Raw genomic sequence first — 16,926 nt, 5'->3', positions numbered from 1 at the left:
GGACCTAAGTTGACGCGGTGGGCCGCGGCCCACCCTGCCTGTCGCTTACAGTTTGATCCAGGTGGACTTCAGTTCGGTGTACTTGTCGAAGGCATGCAGCGACTTGTCCCGGCCGTTGCCCGACTGCTTGAAGCCGCCGAACGGCGCGGTCATGTCGCCGCCATCGTACTGGTTGACCCACACGCTGCCAGAACGCAGCGCCTTGGCCGCCAAGTGCGCCTTGGACAGGTTGCTGGTCCAGATGGCAGCGCCCAAGCCGTAAATGCTGTCGTTGGCGATCTGGATGGCTTGCTCGGTGCTGTCGAACGCAATCACCGTCAGCACCGGGCCGAAGATCTCTTCCTGGGCGATGCGCATGGCGTTATCCGCATCATCGAAAATGGTCGGTTCGACGTACTGGCCGCCGGTCTCTTCCAGGGTGCGCTTGCCGCCACACAGCAGGGTGGCCTGGTCGGCGTGGCCGGCGTCGATATAACCCAGCACCGCATTGAGGTGACCGGCGTCGACCAGCGCGCCGACCTTGGTCTGCGGGTCCAGCGCATGCCCGGCTTTCCAGCCCTGCATGGCTTCCAGCAGCATCGGCATGAACTGGTCCTTGATCGAGCGCTCGACCAGCAGGCGCGAACCGGCGGTGCACATCTCGCCCTGGTTGAAGCAGATCGCCGCGGCGGCGGCCTCGGCGGCGGCCTTGAGGTCTGGCGCATCGGCGCAGACGATGTTGGCGCTCTTGCCACCGGCCTCCAGCCAGACCCGCTTCATGTTCGACTCGCCGGCGTAGATCATCAGCTGCTTGGCGATCTTGGTCGAGCCGGTGAACACCAGGGTATCGACGTCCATATGCAGGGCCAGCGCCTTGCCGACGGTGTGGCCGTAACCCGGCAGCACGTTGAGCACCCCCGCCGGAATGCCGGCGTCGATGGCCAGCTGGGCCATGCGCAGCGCGCTCAACGGTGATTTTTCCGACGGTTTGACGATCACCGAGTTGCCGCTGGCCAGGGCCGGGCCGAGCTTCCAGCAGGTCATGATCATCGGGAAGTTCCACGGCACGATGGCGGCGACCACACCGACCGGCTCGCGGGTCACCAGACCCAGCTCATCGTGCGGGGTGGCGGCCACTTCGTCGTAGATCTTGTCGACCGCCTCACCGCTCCAGCGGATGGCCCGCGACGCGCCCGGCACGTCGATGCTCAGGGCGTCGCTGATCGGTTTGCCCATGTCCAGGGTTTCCAGCAGGGCCAGCTCTTCGGCGTGGGCATCCAGCAGGTCGGCGAAACGGATCATGATGCGCTTGCGCTCGGCCGGCGCCCGGCGCGACCACTCGCCGGACTCGAAGGTCGCGCGCGCGTCTTTTACCGCCAGCTCGGCATCGGCCAGATCGCAGCTGGCGACCTGCCCCAGCAGGCGGCCATCGACCGGGCTGAGGCACTCGAAGGTCGCGCCGGACACTGCCGCGCAGTATTCGCCGTGGATAAAGGCACGGCCTTCGATTTTCAGGGTTTTGGCGCGCTGTTCCCAGTCGGCACGAGTCAGGCTAGTCATTCGAGCATCCTCTATCAGTCAAAAAGTGCCGCGAACTCGGCGCGCGCACTGTCAATAATTCTGCAAGGCCCACGCGAACCCCGCTCTGCGGGCAACACTAAACCAGAGGGCGCTACATTTTCAATATTTTTGACAAAGCCCGATAAAACCCCCTTGAAATGTTCGTTTTATTAAACATAGACTGCGCGAAATCTCTGCGACCCCCCTTTTCACGTGCCCGGACAACCAGAATGACCCTCGAAAACAGCGCACAACCGAACAGAAAAACAAACACCCTCGACGATTTCTGGATGCCGTTCACCGCCAACCGCCAGTTCAAGGCCAAGCCGCGCCTGCTGGAGAGCGCCGCAGGCATGTATTTCACCGCCGACGACGGCCGTAAAGTATTGGACGGTACCGCCGGGCTTTGGTGCTGCAACGCCGGTCACGGCCGTCGGGAAATCACCGAAGCGGTGAGCCGGCAGATTGCCAAGCTGGACTTCGCCCCGACCTTCCAGATGGGCCACCCGCTGCCCTTCGAGCTGGCCACTCGGCTGGCCGAGATCGCCCCGGCCGGGCTGAACAAGCTGTTCTTCACCAACTCCGGTTCGGAGTCGGTCGACACCGCACTGAAAATCGCCCTGGCCTACCAGCGCGCCATCGGCCAAGGCACCCGCACCCGCCTGATCGGCCGTGAGCTCGGCTACCACGGCGTCGGCTTCGGCGGTATCTCGGTCGGCGGCATGCTCAACAACCGCAAGGCCTTCCCGCTGCTGCCCGGTGTCGACCACCTGCCGCACACCCTGGACATCCAGCGCAACGCCTTCAGCAAGGGCCTGCCGGAATTCGGCATAGAGAAAGCCGACGAGCTGGAGCGCCTGGTCGCCCTGCACGGCGCCGAGAACATCGCCGCGCTGATAGTCGAGCCGATGTCCGGCTCGGCCGGGGTGGTACTGCCGCCGCTGGGCTACCTGCAACGCCTGCGCGAGATCACCCGCAAGCACGGCATCCTGCTGATCTTCGACGAAGTGATCACCGGCTTCGGTCGCGTCGGCAAGGCCTTCGCCGCCCAGCGCTGGGGCGTCACCCCGGACCTCATCACCACGGCCAAGGGCTTGACCAACGGCGCTATCCCGATGGGCGCAGTGTTCGTCGACGAGCAGATTTACAACGCCATGATGCAGGGCCCGGAAGGCATCGAGCTGTTCCACGGCTATACCTATTCCGGTCACCCGGTGGCCTGCGCCGCCGCCCTGGCCACCCTCGACATCTACCAGCAGGAGCGGCTGTTCGACAGAAGCATCGAGTTGGAAGACTACTGGCAGGACGCCCTCGCCAGCCTGCGCGACCTGCCAAACGTGCTCGATATTCGCGCCATCGGCCTGGTCGGCGCCGTGCAACTGGCACCGAGCGAGCAGGGCGCCGGCAAGCGCGGTTTCCAGGTGTTCGAGCAGTGCTTCGCGGATGACCTGCTGATTCGGGTGACCGGCGACACCATCGCCCTGTCGCCGCCGCTGATCGTCGAAAAAGCGCAGATCGACAGCCTGGTGGAGAAACTCGCCGACTCGATCCGCACCGCCCGCTAACCGACCCCGCCCGGAGCCTCAGATGAATATCCAACAGATCGTCGACTTCGCCCAAGCCAGCTCCACCGCCGAGCACTACCGCCCGGCGCCGGAGAAAGTACTCAAGGGTGACCCCGAGCAAAGCGTGCGCAACCACTACGGCAGCCCCTGCGGCCAGTTCAACGCCGGCATCTGGGAGGGCGCGATCGGCCAGTGGACGGTGAACTACAGCGAACACGAGTACTGCGAGATCCTCCAGGGTGTCTCCGTGCTGCGCGACCAGGACGGCAACGCCAAGACCGTACGCGCCGGCGACCGCTTCGTCATCCCGGCCGGCTTCTGCGGCACCTGGGAGGTGCTGGAAGCCTGCCGCAAGGTCTACGTGATCTTCGAGCAAGCCGCGCGCTGATTGCCCACTCTTTCATGCGTCACCCTTTAGCCCGCGCTGAGCGGGCTTTTTTATGCCGACGCGAAAAGTGGCCCGGCGTAAGGCGTCGGCAGCGCACAGCCGATGCAACCGCGCATGTGATGACGCTGCATTCGGCGTGCTTAACTAACTGCCCAGCGACTCAGGGGTAGACCAGAATGGTGACTCCAACATCTGCGAGGATAGATTCATGGAGTTTTTGCGCACGCCAGATGCTTGCTTTGCCAACCTTCCAGATTACGATTTTGCGCCGCACTACCTGATGGTGGATGACACCGAGGGTGGCCAGCTGCGGGTGCACTACCTGGATGAGGGCCCGGCCGAGGCAGCCCCTGTGCTGTTGATGCACGGCGAACCGTCCTGGAGCTATCTCTACCGCAAGATGGTGCCGATCCTGGTTGCCGCCGGGCACCGGGTGATTGCCCCCGACCTGGTGGGCTTCGGCCGCTCCGATAAACCCAGCCGCCGTGACGACTACACCTACCAACGCCACGTCGACTGGATGCAGTCCCTGCTCGAGCAACTCAAGCTCGACGACATCACCCTGGTCTGCCAGGACTGGGGCGGTTTGATCGGCCTGCGCCTGGTGGCGGAAAACCCCGCGCGCTTCGCCCGGGTAGTCGCCGCCAATACCATGTTGCCGACCGGCGATCACGATCCTGGCGCGGCCTTCAGGAGCTGGCAGAAATTCTCCCAGGAGGTGCCCGAGTTTCCCGCCGGCGGCATTATCAAGGGCGCGACCACCACGCCGCTATCCCAGGCGGTGATAGACGCCTACAACGCGCCCTTCCCCGAAGAGAAATACAAGGCAGGCGCCCGCCAGTTCCCGCTGCTGGTGCCCATCACCCCGGATGACCCCGCGGCAGCAAAGAACCGCGTGGCCTGGACCCTGCTCGGGCAATGGCAGAAGCCGTTTCTCACCGCCTTCAGTGACACAGACCCGATCACCGCCGGCGGCGACAAACTGATGCAGAAGTTGATTCCGGGCACCCGCGGCCAGGCCCACACCACCATCGTCAATGGCGGCCACTTCCTGCAGGAGGACCAGGGCGAAAAACTCGCCGACGTCGTGGTGCAGTTCATCAGCGATACGCCCTGAGCCCAGGGCAGCCAGGGCCATTCCGGCAGCAGAGCGTGCATCCCGGGGATGCGCGCGCAAAAACTCCAGGCAAGAAAAAGCCCGCCATCGAGGCGGGCTTTTTCGGCAAGGAGCCCGATCAATTACTTGATCTTGCCTTCCTTGTAGATCACGTGCTTACGCACAACCGGATCGAATTTTTTAATTTCGATTTTGTCCGGAGTGGTGCGCTTGTTCTTGTCGGTAGTGTAGAAATGACCAGTACCGGCACTCGAGATCAAACGGATCAGTTCGCGCATGACTTACTCCTTAAACCTTTTCGCCGCGCGCACGCAGCTCGGACAGCACTACGTCAATGCCACGCTTGTCGATGCAACGCATGCCTTTGGCAGATACGCGCAGACGTACGAAGCGATTCTCAGACTCAACCCAGAAGCGGTGATGCTGCAGGTTCGGCAGGAAACGACGACGGGTTTTGTTGTGTGCGTGGGAAACGTTGTTCCCGGTTACCGGACCCTTACCGGTAACTTGACAGACTCTCGACATGCCTCAGCCCTCTAAAACCACATGCCCAACCCGGCATGGGTTGGCCGCTTAAACTTAATCTCAATGGCGCTCTGCGCCGCGTTTCTCGAGGGTCTTACCGGTCACACCTGAAAGCGCAAGAACCGGGCCCCTAGAAAAGAGCGCTGCTTTATACCAGAAAGCCTGCCGAGCAACAAGGACGAGTGCACTTTCGCCCACTGCCAGCACTCGGCCGTTGCTGCGCGGAGACCGCCCTACATGGCTATGTAGCGACAAACGACCGCTCGTCGCCAAAGCTCATTGTTCTGCCGCCATCTTATGGTCTAGGGTAAGTCTTTCGCGGACGCGTGCCGCGCTGCTCAGGAGCTTGCCATGCGCCTTATCGCCCTCTCACTGCTCTGTGCCCCCTTGCTCGCGCAGGCGGCCACCCTCAGTGTCTGTACCGAGGCCAGCCCGGATGGCTTCGATGTGGTGCAGTACAACTCCCTGACCACCACCAACGCCTCCGCCGATGTACTGATGAACCGTCTGGTGGAGTTCGACGCGAGCAGCGGCAAGCTGCTACCCAGCCTGGCGCAGAGCTGGCAGGTGAGCGAAGACGGCCTGAGTTACAGCTTTCAGCTGCGTCAGGATGCCAAGTTCCACAGCACCGACTATTTCACCCCCAGTCGCGCACTGAGCGCCGACGATGTGCTGTTCAGCTTCCAACGCATGCTCGACCCTGCGCACCCTTGGTATAAGGTCGCGCCAAGCGGCTATCCGCACGCCCAATCGATGCAACTGCCAGGCCTGATCAAGCGCATCGACAAACTCGACGCGCAGCGCGTGCGCTTCACCCTCAATCGTCCCGACGCGACCTTCCTGGCCACCCTGAGCATGGGCTTCGCCTCGATCTATTCCGCCGAGTACGCCGAGCAACTGCTCAAGGCCGGCACGCCGGACAGGCTCAACCGCCAGCCGATCGGCACCGGTCCCTTCGTGTTCAAGCGCTTCCAGAAGGACGCCGTGGTGCGCTACGCCGCCAACCCCGAGTATTTTGACGGCAAACCGGCTGTCGATGACCTGGTCTTCGCCATCACCCCGGACGCCAACGTGCGCCTGCAGAAGCTGCGCCGTGGCGAATGCCAGATCGCCCTGTCGCCGAAACCCCAGGACGTGCACAGCGCGGCGCAGGACCCGGCGCTCAACAGCGTCAAAACCGAGGCGTTCATGACCGCCTTCGTCGCCCTCAATACTCAGCACCCGCCACTGGATAAGCCCGCAGTGCGCCAGGCGATCAACCTGGCCTTCGACAAAAGCAATTACCTGAAAGCGGTGTTCGAGGACAGCGCCGAGCCCGCCAACGGCCCCTACCCAGCGAACACCTGGAGCTACGCCAAAGACCTGCCGGGCTACGCCTACGACCCCGCCAAGGCACGTGCGCTGCTGGCCGAGGCCGGCCTGGCCGATGGCTTCCATACGACGATCTGGACACGCCCATCGGGCAGCCTGCTGAACCCCAACCCGAGCCTCGGCGCCCAGTTGCTGCAGGCGGACCTGGCCAAGGTCGGCATCCAGGCCGAGATCCGCGTGGTCGAGTGGGGCGAGTTGATCCGCCGCGCCAAGGCCGGCGAGCATGACCTGCTGTTCATGGGCTGGGCCGGCGACAACGGTGATCCGGACAACTTCCTCACCCCGCAGTTCTCCTGCGCCTCGCTTGAGTCTGGACTGAACTTCGCGCGTTACTGCGACCTCCAACTGGACAAGCTGATCGCCGCGGGCAAGACCACCAGCGATCGGCAGCAACGCAGTCAGCTGTATCAGCAGGCGCAACGCATCATCCAGGAACAGGCGTTGTGGTTGCCTTTGGCCCACCCCACCGCCTATGCGCTGACACGCAAAGAAGTCTCGGGCTACCGAGTCAGTCCGTTCGGCCGCCAGGATTTCGCCAAGGTGCGCCTCACCCCATGATGCGGTCGCTGCGGGAGCGGACCAGTCCGTTCCCGCAGCGACAACCAGCCCTGCCCGTTACAGCCAGCCATACTCGGCCATCGACAGCGGCTCGCCATCGCCGACGATAAAGTGATCGAGCACCCGCACATCGACCAGCTCCAGGGCCTCCTTCAAGCGCCGCGTCAGCACCTGATCCGCCTGACTCGGCTCGGCCACGCCCGATGGATGGTTATGGGTCAGAATCAACGCCGCCGCGTTGTGCGCCAGCGCCCGCTTGACCACCTGCCGAGGATAGACGCTGGCGCTGTCGATGGAGCCGTGGAACAGCGCCTCGAAGGCCAACACCCGATGCTTGGCATCGAGAAACAAACAGCCGAACACCTCATGCGGCTCGTGGCGCAACAGGGCTTTCAGGTAATCGCGTACCGCCTGCGGGCTTTCCAGCGCCGAGTCGCGGCGCAACTGTTCGGCCAAGTGCCTACGGCCCATCTCCAGCACCGCTTGCAGCTGAGCAAACTTAGCCGGACCCAGGCCCAGGCGTTCGCAGAAGGACGGCAAATCGGCCTGCAACAAGGCCCGCAAACCACCAAAGTCGGTCAGCAGATGGCGCGCCAGATCCACCGCACTCTGCCCGGCGACCCCGGTGCGCAGGAAGATCGCCAACAGTTCGGCATCGGTCAGGGTGCCGGCCCCCTGGACCAGAAGTTTCTCCCGCGGGCGTTCCGCCGCGGGCCAATCGCGAATGCTCATAAAACCTCCGTGTCGAGCGATGCAGGCCGCATGCAAACTACTGCACTCGGTCATCCGGCCTGCTGGGCCCCGCTGTTCCAGTGCGGGCGCTGTGCTATCGTAGCCCATCTTTTCGCGCGGCGATTGGCCTGGGGAGGCGTCATCGCCGCGGCGCACATCCACCTTGACTAAAGGCAGGCCTATGCAGCGGCTGTATCGGAAACGCATCATCCTCGGCGTAGGTGGCGGCATTGCCGCCTACAAGAGCGCCGAACTGGTCCGCCGACTCAAGGATCAAGGCGCCGACGTGCGGGTCGTGATGACCCGTGGAGGCTGCGAATTCATCACGCCGCTGACCCTGCAAGCGCTGTCCGGCCAACCGGTGCACCTGGATCTGCTCGACCCCGCCGCCGAAGCCGCGATGGGCCATATCGAGCTGGCCCGCTGGGCCGATCTGGTACTGATAGCACCGGCCACCGCCGACCTGATGGCACGCCTGGCCCAGGGCGTCGCCGACGACCTGCTGACCACCCTGGTGCTGGCCACCGATGCCCCGGTGGCCTTGGCGCCGGCGATGAACCAGGCGATGTGGCGCGACCCGGCCACCCAGAGCAACGCCCTGCTGCTGGCCGAGCGCGGTCTGCGCCTGTTCGGCCCCGCTGCCGGCAGCCAGGCCTGTGGCGACGTCGGCCTGGGTCGCATGCTCGAGGCAGAGGAACTGGCGCAGCGCGCCGCCGACTGCTTCGAACGCAAGGTGCTCACCGGCAAGCATGTGCTGATCACCGCTGGACCGACCCAGGAAAACATCGACCCGGTGCGCTACATCACCAACCACAGCTCCGGCAAAATGGGCTTTGCCCTCGCCGAAGCCGCCGCCGAAGCCGGCGCCCAGGTCACCCTGATCAGCGGCCCGGTGCACTTGCCGACCCCCGATCGAGTCAACCGCATCGACGTGATCAGCGCCCGCGACATGCTGGCCGCCTGCGAAGCGGCAATGCCCTGCGATGTGCTGATCGCCGCCGCTGCCGTCGCCGATTACCGCCCGGAAGTGGTCGCCCAGCACAAATTGAAGAAAGACCCCAGCAGCGGCGACGGCCTGCTCCTGCAAATGGTGCGCAACCCGGATATCCTCGCCACCCTGGCCAGCCGCAGCGACCGCCCGTTCAGCGTCGGCTTCGCCGCCGAGACCGAGAACCTGCTGGAGTACGCTTCACGCAAGCTGAAGGATAAGAACCTCGACCTGATCGTCGCCAACGATGTGGCCAACCCCAGCATCGGCTTCAATAGCGAGGACAACGCCATCACCATCATCGACCGCGAATTGCAGCCCAACAGCTTCGCCCAGACCAGCAAAAGCAAGATCGCCCGCCGCTTGGTAGACTTTATCGCCGCGCGCCTGCCGCGCACCTGATGCGCTCATTCATCGACTACAGAGCCTGACATGCACGCTTTACAAGCCAAGATCCTCGACCCGCGCCTGGGCCACGAATTCCCCCTGCCGCACTACGCCACCCCCGGTTCCGCCGGACTCGACCTGCGCGCCATGCTCGAGAGCGACCTGACCCTCGAGCCTGGACAAACCGTGCTGATCCCCACCGGCCTGTCGATCTATATCGGCGACCCCGGTCTGGCCGCGATGATCCTGCCGCGCTCGGGGCTCGGCCATAAGCACGGCATCGTGCTCGGCAACCTGGTCGGCCTGATCGACTCGGATTACCAGGGCGAGCTGATGGTTTCCTGCTGGAACCGCGGACAGAGCGCCTTCACCGTGGCCATTGGCGAGCGCATCGCCCAGTTGATCCTGGTGCCGGTGGTCCAGGCGCACTTCGAACTGGTCGAGCAGTTCGACGAAAGCCAGCGCGGCGCGGGTGGTTTCGGGCACTCCGGCAGCCATTGAGCGACGTTCACTACTTCAGGATGAAAGGCCGAGGAGAGGTTCGATGAGAGGCTTCAAGCGCACCGCCACGGATGCCGCGCCCGGCTCCCCGAGCAGCGGCGCGGCGAATGCCGCCCCAAGCCCGAACAAACCCGCCGTCAAGACCTGGCTGCCGGGCTTGCTGGCCGCCGGCGCTGGCCTGGCGCTCGCGGCGGGGCTGCTCTGGTTTGCGGTATTCGACGGCATTCACCAGCAGCAACAAGCGCAGCTCAGCCAAGCCTGGGGGGGCGGACAAGCAGCGGCCCTGCAACAGGCACTGAAACAGCTGGCCGCCGACACCCAAGCCGCCGCACACAACCCGCAGCTGTTGGAAGCCCTGCAAGGCCAGGAAATCGAGGCGATTCGCAGCGCCGAGCGCAACCTCAGCTACTGGCATGGCGTAGTCGACGCGCACCTCAATGCACCCGGCCAGGCGGTGCAGGATATGAGCCGCCGCGCGCCGATGAATTTCGCCGCACTGGACATGCTGCGCCGTGTGGAAAATGGCCAGACGCCCGCCGTCGAAGCCTACAAAGTCGACCAGCGCTGGTTGGTCTATAGCGCCGCCCCCGTACGCCTGAGCGATGACCAGCCGCAGCAAGGCACCCTGCTGCTGGCGGTCGAGCTCGAGCGCCTGCTGGCCAGCATCCCCCCGCTGCCGGCCGAGGTGGGGCAGGTGCAACTCCTGCAGCAGTTTGGCAACACCGCCCCCCAGCTGCTGACGCAACGCGGTCAGGCGCAGGGCGAGGCCCAGCGTTTCAGCAGCGGCAACCCCAACTGGACGCTGAGCTTTACCCCCGGACCCGCCTTGACCGAATCAGCCTTCTCCCTGCCCCTGCTCGGCCTGGTCCTGTCGCTTGCCCTGGCCGGCGTTCTGCTCGGCCTGTACTTGGTGCATAGCGACCTACAACGGCGCCTGCGCGATGACGTACGACAACTCGGCCAACTGCTCAATGAACTCTCCACGGGCAAGTCCGTCAAAGTCTTCAGCCTGGGCCTGCCGGCGCTCGATAGCCTGGCTCAGGCCTTGGTACGTCTGCCGCGCCGCGCCTACGCCACAGCGGCCAACGCGTCCACGGACCACCCGGGCAGCGGCGCCAGCCAAGCGACCGCCGCCGCGCCGAGTCAACCGACCGACTTGGTCGACCCACTGTTTCAAGACGCCGATATCCTCGATATCGATTTTCTCGACGAAGACCAGGATCGCCTGGGACTGGAGCAAACCCCCGTTATGAATACCCCGCACCTCGCGCCAAAACTGCCTGCCGATATCTTCCGCGCTTACGACATCCGCGGCGTGGTCGGCACCAGCCTGACTGCGGAAACCGCCTACTGGGTCGGTCGCGCAATCGGCTCGGAAAGCTTGGCCCAGGGCGAACCGAACGTTGCGGTGGGCCGCGACGGCCGGCTGTCTGGTCCCGAGCTGGTGCAGCAGCTGATACAAGGCCTGCTCGACTGCGGCTGCACGGTCAGCGACGTCGGCATGGTGCCGACCCCGGTGGTCTACTATGCCGCCAACATCCTCAGCGGCAAGTCTGCGGTGATGCTCACCGGTAGCCACAATCCACCGGACTACAACGGCTTCAAGATCGTCATCGCCGGCGACACCCTGGCCAATGAACAGATCCAGGCACTGAAGACCCGCATCGATAACAACGACCTCGCCAGCGGTGTTGGCAGTGTCGAACAGGTCGACGTGCTGGAACGCTACTTCAAGCAGATCCGCGACGACATCGCCCTGGCCAAACCAATGAAAGTGGTGGTCGATTGCGGTAACGGCGCCGCCGGGGTAATCGCCCCGCAGCTGATCGAGGCACTGGGCTGCACGGTGATTCCGCTGTTTTGCGACGTCGATGGCAACTTCCCCAACCATCACCCGGACCCGGGCAAGCCGGAGAACCTGGTCGACCTGATCGCCAAGGTGAAAGCCGAGAAGGCCGATCTCGGCCTGGCCTTCGACGGCGACGGCGATCGCGTCGGCGTGGTGACCAATACCGGCAACATGGTCTACCCAGATCGCCTGCTGATGCTGTTCGCCAAGGACGTGGTGTCGCGCAACCCGGGTGCCGACATCATCTTCGACGTCAAATGCACCCGCCGCCTGACCCCGCTGATCAGTGGCTACGGTGGCCGTCCGGTGATGTGGAAAACCGGCCACTCGCTGATCAAGAAGAAGATGAAGGAAACCGGCGCCCTGCTGGCCGGCGAAATGAGCGGGCACATCTTCTTCAAGGAACGCTGGTTCGGCTTCGACGACGGCATCTATGCCGCCGCCCGCCTGCTGGAGATTCTCAGCCAGGAAAAACGCGACGCCGAACAGGTGTTCGCCGCCTTCCCTAGCGATATTTCCACCCCGGAGATCAATATCCAGGTCACCGAACAGAGCAAATTCAGCATCATCGATGCCCTGCAACGCGACGGCACCTGGGGCGAGGCCAACATCACCACCCTGGATGGCGTGCGCGTCGATTACCCCAAGGGCTGGGGCCTGGTTCGCGCCTCCAACACCACGCCGGTGCTGGTGCTGCGCTTCGAAGCCGAGAGCGATGACGAGCTGGAGCGGATCAAACAGGTATTCCGCACCCAGCTGCAGGGCGTTGCAGCCGACCTTAATCTGCCGTTTTGATCTGCCGAATTAGTATTGGAGTCCCGCATGACCCTCGAACGTGATGCCGCCACCCAAGTGGCCAAGGTTCTATCCGAAGCCCTGCCGTATATCCGTCGCTTCGTCGGCAAGACCCTGGTGGTCAAATACGGCGGCAACGCCATGGAAAGCGACGAGCTGAAGACCAGCTTCGCCCGCGACATCGTGCTGATGAAGGCCGTCGGCATCAACCCGGTGGTGGTGCATGGCGGCGGCCCGCAGATCGGCGACCTGCTCAAGCGCCTGTCGATCGAGAGCCACTTCGTCGACGGCATGCGCGTGACCGACGCGCAGACCATGGATGTGGTGGAGATGGTCCTCGGCGGCCAGGTCAACAAGGACATCGTCAACCTGATCAATCGCCACGGCGGCAGTGCCATCGGCCTGACCGGCAAAGACGCCGAATTGATCCGCGCGAAGAAACTCAAGGTGAGCCGCCAGACCCCGGAGATGACCCAGCCGGAGATCATCGACATCGGCCATGTCGGCGAAGTCACCGGGATCAATACCGACCTGCTGAACATGCTGGTCAAGGGCGACTTCATCCCGGTGATCGCGCCGATCGGCGTCGGCCCGGACGGCGAGTCCTACAACATCAACGCCGACCTGGTCGCCGGCAAGGTCGCCGAAGCACTGAAGGCCGAGAAGCTGATGCTGCTGACCAACATCGCCGGCCTGATGGACAAGCAGGGCGAAGTCCTCACCGGCCTGACCACCGAACAGGTCGACGGCCTGATCGCCGATGGCACTATCTACGGCGGCATGCTGCCGAAGATCCGCTGCGCCCTGGAGGCGGTGCAGGGCGGAGTGATCAGCGCGCACATCATCGATGGCCGAGTGCCCAATGCGGTGCTGTTGGAGATTTTTACCGACAGCGGCGTCGGCACCCTGATCTGCAACCGCAAACGCGCCTGAGGCGGACCTTGAGCCGCGAACGGATCGGTCGCGCCGAATAATCGAGCCGCCTGATCCGTTACCCTGCGAGTAACACCAGCGAGAACGCCCGGATATTCAGGTATTCCTGAGCGAGTGAGCGCGGCCCGTCATGCGCATGCGCCTCACACAATCGGTCAGGGCCGCTGTGATTGCCCGAGCAATGCAAGTGGCTAGGCGACCCACGCACAGCAGCAATCCGCGCTTAGCGGCGCTGACCACGCAACTCGCTGAGCCGCGCATGATCGGCAGCGAAGCTGGCCTCGGCCTGTTGGCGGCTGGCCTGATAGCGATTGAGGTCGTTTTGCAGGCGCCGCTGCTCGGCCTTCTGCACATCGATTTGCGTCAACAGAGTCGACGGCACCTTGCGCCCGGCCCGTTCATGCTCGGCCGCCTGGCTCTGCAAATTGGCCTGCTGACTGCGCGCCGACTGCAAGTTACCCCGTGCCACGCTGATCAGGCCATCCAGCTCGGCCAGCTTGCGCGCACGCGCTCGGTCGACATCGGCGGGATTGGAATACAGGCGCAACAACTGCGCATCCGCGCGCGCGCGCGCCTTCTCCGCCAGCAGGCGTTGCCGTTCTTCGGCAGTCGGCGCGGGCGCGATCACCTTGACCACACGACCCTGATCATTCAGCACCTCGTAGCCCTTGCCGATGAACTCCGGTGGAACGCCCTGGCGACTGAGCACGGTGACGCCATGATCATCGACATAGCGATACAACTCGGTGGCTTGCGCCACGAGCGGCAACAGTAAACCGAGCAACAGCGAACACCGCAGCAGAGCCGGTTTGGGCATCGGAGTCATACCTTGTATCGAAGAGTTAGATTCCGTACTCGGCGCGATAGGCTTGCACCGCAGGCAAATATTGCTGGAGTTCGGCATTGTCTGCCAGGTATTCAAGCACCTGCTCGAGTGACACGATGCTCACTACCGGCATGCCGAAGTCGCGCTCGACCTCCTGGATCGCCGACAGCTCACCCTGGCCACGCTCCTGGCGGTTCAGCGCAATCAGCACGCCCGCGGCTTGCGCGCCCTGTGCCTGGATGATCTGCATCACCTCACGGATAGCCGTACCGGCAGTGATCACGTCGTCGATGATCAGTACTCTACCCGCCAGAGGTGCACCGACCAGGGTGCCACCCTCGCCATGCGCCTTGGCTTCCTTGCGGTTGAAGCACCAGGGCAGGTCACGCTGGTGATGCTCGGCCAGCGCCACCGCGGTGGTTGCCGCCAGCGGAATGCCTTTATAGGCCGGGCCAAACAACACATCGAAGGACAATCCGCTATTGACCACCGCGGCGGCGTAAAAACGCCCCAACCGGGCCAGCGCCAGCCCACTGTCGAATAGCCCGGCATTGAAGAAATACGGGCTGGTACGCCCAGACTTGAGAGTGAACTCACCGAAACGCAATACTCCGCGCTCGATGGCAAAACGAATGAAGTCGCGCTGATACGCTTGCATGAAAAGCCCCGGACGGCACGGATTTAGCTAGGAACTCACCTAATGGAGACGAGCTCGGGTATCATACACGCACGTGTTTTTGGGGGCCATTTATGCGGATCATCAGTGTGAACGTGAATGGTATTCATGCTGCAGTCGAGCGTGGTTTGCTCAGCTGGCTGCAAGCACAGAATGCCGACGTGATCTGCCTGCAGGACACCCGCGCCTCCGCCTTTGAACTGGACGACCAAGCCCTCCAACTGGATGGCTATTTCCTCTATGCCTGCGATGCTGAAGTGCCAAGCCAAGGTGGCGTGGCACTCTATTCGCGGTTGCAACCCAAGGCGGTAATCAGCGGCCTCGGCTTTGAAATGGCCGACCGCTACGGGCGTTACCTGCAGGCTGATTTCGACAAAGTGAGTATCGCCACGCTGTTGCTGCCATCCGGGCAGAACGGCGACGAGGATTTGAACCAGAAATTCAAGTTCATGGACGACTTCACCCATTATCTCGACAAGCAGCGCCGCAAGCGCCGCGAATACATCTACTGCGGCTCGTTCTACGTAGCGCATCAGAAGCTCGACGTGAAGAACTGGCGCGACTGCCAGCAATCGCCCGGCTTCCTCGCACCGGAACGCTCCTGGCTGGATGAAGTAACCGGCAGCATGGGCTATGTCGATGCCTTGCGCGAAGTCAGCCGCGAGGGCGACCAGTTCAGCTGGTGGCCGGACAACGAACAGGCCGAGCTGCTCAATCTGGGTTATCGCTTCGACTACCAGCTGCTCACGCCCGGCATGCGCCGCAGCGTGCGCAGCGCGCGGCTGCCGCGGCAGCCGCGGTTCTCGCAGCACTCACCGCTGACCGTCGACTACGACTGGACGCTCAGCGTGTGAGCAATACCCAGCCAACAAAAAGCCGGCGCGATGCCGGCTTTTTGTTGGCTGGGGAGCAAGCTACTTGATCAGCCGCCAGCAGAATGGATAGCGATAGGCCTGCCCCTCGTTGGCCTTGATCCCGGCAATGATCGTCATGACCAGGGCGCCTATGGCAATCAGGCTGGCCAACAGGAAGCCCACGACCACCAGCATCAGCAACACGCTGATCATGAAGGCAATGGCCACACTGATCTGAAAGTTCAGCGCCTCTTTACCCTGCCCGTCGACAAAGGGGTCGAGATCCTTCTTCAGCTGCCAGACGATCAGCGGGCCGATCAGACTGCCGAAGGGGAAAACGAACCCGAGGAAGGCCGAGAAGTGGCAGAACATCGCCCACTGCCGGGCTTCCTGACTCGGTATTGGCACCGGCGTTTGCTCGTTCTCGCCCATCGTCACGCTCCTTATGCTTGACCGCGTATCAGTCGGCCAGCGCCGCCTGCTGCAATTCGAACAGCTCGCTCATGCCTTTGTGCGCCAAGGCCAGCATGGCGTTCAACTCTTCCGGCTGGAACGGCGCGCCCTCGGCGGTGCCCTGTACTTCGATGAAACCGCCACTGCTGGTCATCACCACGTTGAGGTCGGTCTCGGCAGCGGAGTCTTCCAGGTAGTCCAGGTCGAGCACCGGCTCGCCCTGGTACATGCCCACCGATACCGCGGCGATCATCTGCTTGAGCGGGTCACCACCCTTAAGGCCGCCGCGCTTCTTGATCAGTCGCAATGCATCGACCAGCGCGACCATGGCACCGGTGATCGATGCGGTACGGGTGCCGCCGTCGGCCTGAATCACATCACAGTCGACGTACAGGGTGTTCTCGCCCAGCTTGGACATGTCCAGCGCGGCGCGCAGCGAACGGCCGATCAACCGCTGGATTTCCAGGGTGCGCCCGCCCTGCTTGCCGCGGCTCGCCTCGCGTTGGTTGCGCGAGCCGGTGGCGCGCGGCAGCATGCCGTACTCGGCGGTCAACCAGCCCTGGCCCTGGCCCTTGAGAAAGCGCGGTACGCCAGACTCGACGCTGACCGTGCAGATCACTTTGGTATCACCGAACTCCACCAGCACCGAACCTTCGGCATGCTTGGTGTAATTACGGGTGATGCGGATCGAGCGCAACTGGTCGGCGGCGCGGCCACTGGGACGTTTCATCGAGGAATACCTGCTCTGGAGTGAAATCTGTTCGGCATTATAGGGCGCGTAAGGCGCCGACAACATGTCGAATTGGGAGCGACCGACGCACTGCGCTACAATCCGGCGTTTTTCGCCCCCACTTACCGAGAGGTCTACC

17 protein-coding genes are annotated in these 16,926 nt (G+C 63.5%); 9 read left to right on the top strand and 8 right to left on the bottom strand.

Annotation, left to right across the window (positions count from 1 at the left end):
* Positions 1-45: 45 nt before the first annotated feature.
* Positions 46-1,539, bottom strand: a complete 1,494-nt coding sequence (locus tag FBY03_RS15520; protein WP_147173271.1) for an aldehyde dehydrogenase — start codon at positions 1,537-1,539, stop codon at positions 46-48.
* Between the two features lie 230 nt (positions 1,540-1,769).
* On the opposite strand from FBY03_RS15520, the gene FBY03_RS15515 reads away from it, so the two are divergent.
* The 3 genes from FBY03_RS15515 to FBY03_RS15505 all read left to right on the top strand — a co-directional run bounded on the left by FBY03_RS15515 (position 1,770) and on the right by FBY03_RS15505 (position 4,609).
* Positions 1,770-3,104: an aspartate aminotransferase family protein gene (locus tag FBY03_RS15515; protein WP_147173270.1), complete on the top strand. Its 1,335-nt coding sequence runs from the start codon at positions 1,770-1,772 to the stop codon at positions 3,102-3,104.
* Between the two features lie 22 nt (positions 3,105-3,126).
* On the top strand, positions 3,127-3,492 hold the full coding sequence (locus FBY03_RS15510) for a cupin domain-containing protein (RefSeq protein WP_147173269.1): 366 nt from the start codon (positions 3,127-3,129) through the stop codon (positions 3,490-3,492).
* A 208-nt stretch (positions 3,493-3,700) separates the two neighbouring features.
* The gene (locus FBY03_RS15505; RefSeq protein ID WP_147173268.1) at positions 3,701-4,609 is read left to right on the top strand and encodes a haloalkane dehalogenase; all 909 of its coding nucleotides are present in this window, start codon (positions 3,701-3,703) and stop codon (positions 4,607-4,609) included.
* Positions 4,610-4,731: 122 nt separating this feature from the next.
* Here FBY03_RS15505 and rpmG read toward each other — a convergent pair whose 3' ends face one another.
* Positions 4,732-4,887 carry a 50S ribosomal protein L33 gene (gene rpmG, locus FBY03_RS15500; RefSeq protein WP_007894709.1) on the bottom strand — a complete coding sequence of 52 codons (156 nt, stop codon included), beginning with the start codon at positions 4,885-4,887 and terminating at the stop codon, positions 4,732-4,734.
* Positions 4,888-4,897: 10 nt separating this feature from the next.
* A complete protein-coding gene (rpmB, locus tag FBY03_RS15495) occupies positions 4,898-5,134 on the bottom strand; it encodes a 50S ribosomal protein L28 (RefSeq protein ID WP_010489195.1) in 237 nt (78 codons plus the stop codon).
* A gap of 351 nt (positions 5,135-5,485) precedes the next feature.
* Here rpmB and FBY03_RS15490 point away from each other — a divergent pair, with 351 nt between their 5' ends.
* Positions 5,486-7,063, top strand: a complete 1,578-nt coding sequence (locus FBY03_RS15490) for an ABC transporter substrate-binding protein (RefSeq protein WP_147173267.1) — start codon at positions 5,486-5,488, stop codon at positions 7,061-7,063.
* Positions 7,064-7,120: 57 nt separating this feature from the next.
* On the opposite strand, the gene radC is transcribed toward FBY03_RS15490, so the two are convergent.
* A complete protein-coding gene (gene radC, locus FBY03_RS15485; protein ID WP_147173266.1) occupies positions 7,121-7,795 on the bottom strand; it encodes a DNA repair protein RadC in 675 nt (224 codons plus the stop codon).
* A gap of 181 nt (positions 7,796-7,976) precedes the next feature.
* Between radC and coaBC the strand changes: the two genes are divergently transcribed.
* The 4 genes from coaBC to argB all read left to right on the top strand — a co-directional run bounded on the left by coaBC (position 7,977) and on the right by argB (position 13,248).
* Complete coding sequence (gene coaBC, locus FBY03_RS15480) at positions 7,977-9,185, top strand: bifunctional phosphopantothenoylcysteine decarboxylase/phosphopantothenate--cysteine ligase CoaBC (protein ID WP_147173265.1); 1,209 nt, start codon at positions 7,977-7,979, stop codon at positions 9,183-9,185.
* A gap of 30 nt (positions 9,186-9,215) precedes the next feature.
* Positions 9,216-9,671 (top strand): dUTP diphosphatase, encoded by a 456-nt coding sequence (gene dut / locus FBY03_RS15475; RefSeq protein WP_147173264.1) that lies wholly within the window; start codon positions 9,216-9,218, stop codon positions 9,669-9,671.
* Positions 9,672-10,920: 1,249 nt separating this feature from the next.
* Positions 10,921-12,315 (top strand): phosphomannomutase/phosphoglucomutase, encoded by a 1,395-nt coding sequence (gene algC, locus FBY03_RS23115; RefSeq protein ID WP_218570788.1) that lies wholly within the window; start codon positions 10,921-10,923, stop codon positions 12,313-12,315.
* Between the two features lie 27 nt (positions 12,316-12,342).
* Complete coding sequence (argB, locus tag FBY03_RS15465) at positions 12,343-13,248, top strand: acetylglutamate kinase (RefSeq protein ID WP_147173262.1); 906 nt, start codon at positions 12,343-12,345, stop codon at positions 13,246-13,248.
* A 223-nt stretch (positions 13,249-13,471) separates the two neighbouring features.
* Here argB and FBY03_RS15460 read toward each other — a convergent pair whose 3' ends face one another.
* Complete coding sequence (locus tag FBY03_RS15460; RefSeq protein ID WP_147173261.1) at positions 13,472-14,065, bottom strand: DUF4124 domain-containing protein; 594 nt, start codon at positions 14,063-14,065, stop codon at positions 13,472-13,474.
* Positions 14,066-14,090: 25 nt separating this feature from the next.
* Complete coding sequence (gene pyrE, locus FBY03_RS15455) at positions 14,091-14,732, bottom strand: orotate phosphoribosyltransferase (RefSeq protein WP_147173260.1); 642 nt, start codon at positions 14,730-14,732, stop codon at positions 14,091-14,093.
* Between the two features lie 92 nt (positions 14,733-14,824).
* Here pyrE and FBY03_RS15450 point away from each other — a divergent pair, with 92 nt between their 5' ends.
* Positions 14,825-15,604: an exodeoxyribonuclease III gene (locus FBY03_RS15450; protein ID WP_147173259.1), complete on the top strand. Its 780-nt coding sequence runs from the start codon at positions 14,825-14,827 to the stop codon at positions 15,602-15,604.
* Between the two features lie 60 nt (positions 15,605-15,664).
* Here the strand turns inward: FBY03_RS15450 and FBY03_RS15445 are convergent, their stop codons facing one another.
* Positions 15,665-16,036, bottom strand: coding sequence for a DUF4870 domain-containing protein (locus tag FBY03_RS15445; protein ID WP_147173258.1), 372 nt, complete (start codon positions 16,034-16,036; stop codon positions 15,665-15,667).
* A gap of 28 nt (positions 16,037-16,064) precedes the next feature.
* Entirely contained in the window at positions 16,065-16,787 is a 723-nt protein-coding gene (rph, locus tag FBY03_RS15440) for a ribonuclease PH (RefSeq protein WP_147173257.1), read from the bottom strand.
* Positions 16,788-16,926: the final 139 nt, after the last annotated feature.

Origin of the sequence: Pseudomonas sp. SJZ079 (genome assembly GCF_007993865.1) — a bacterium.
In the GTDB taxonomy this organism is placed as follows: domain Bacteria; phylum Pseudomonadota; class Gammaproteobacteria; order Pseudomonadales; family Pseudomonadaceae; genus Aquipseudomonas.
The sequence above is the reverse complement of the archived record's forward strand: the minus strand, read 5'-3'. Positions and strand labels throughout refer to the sequence as shown.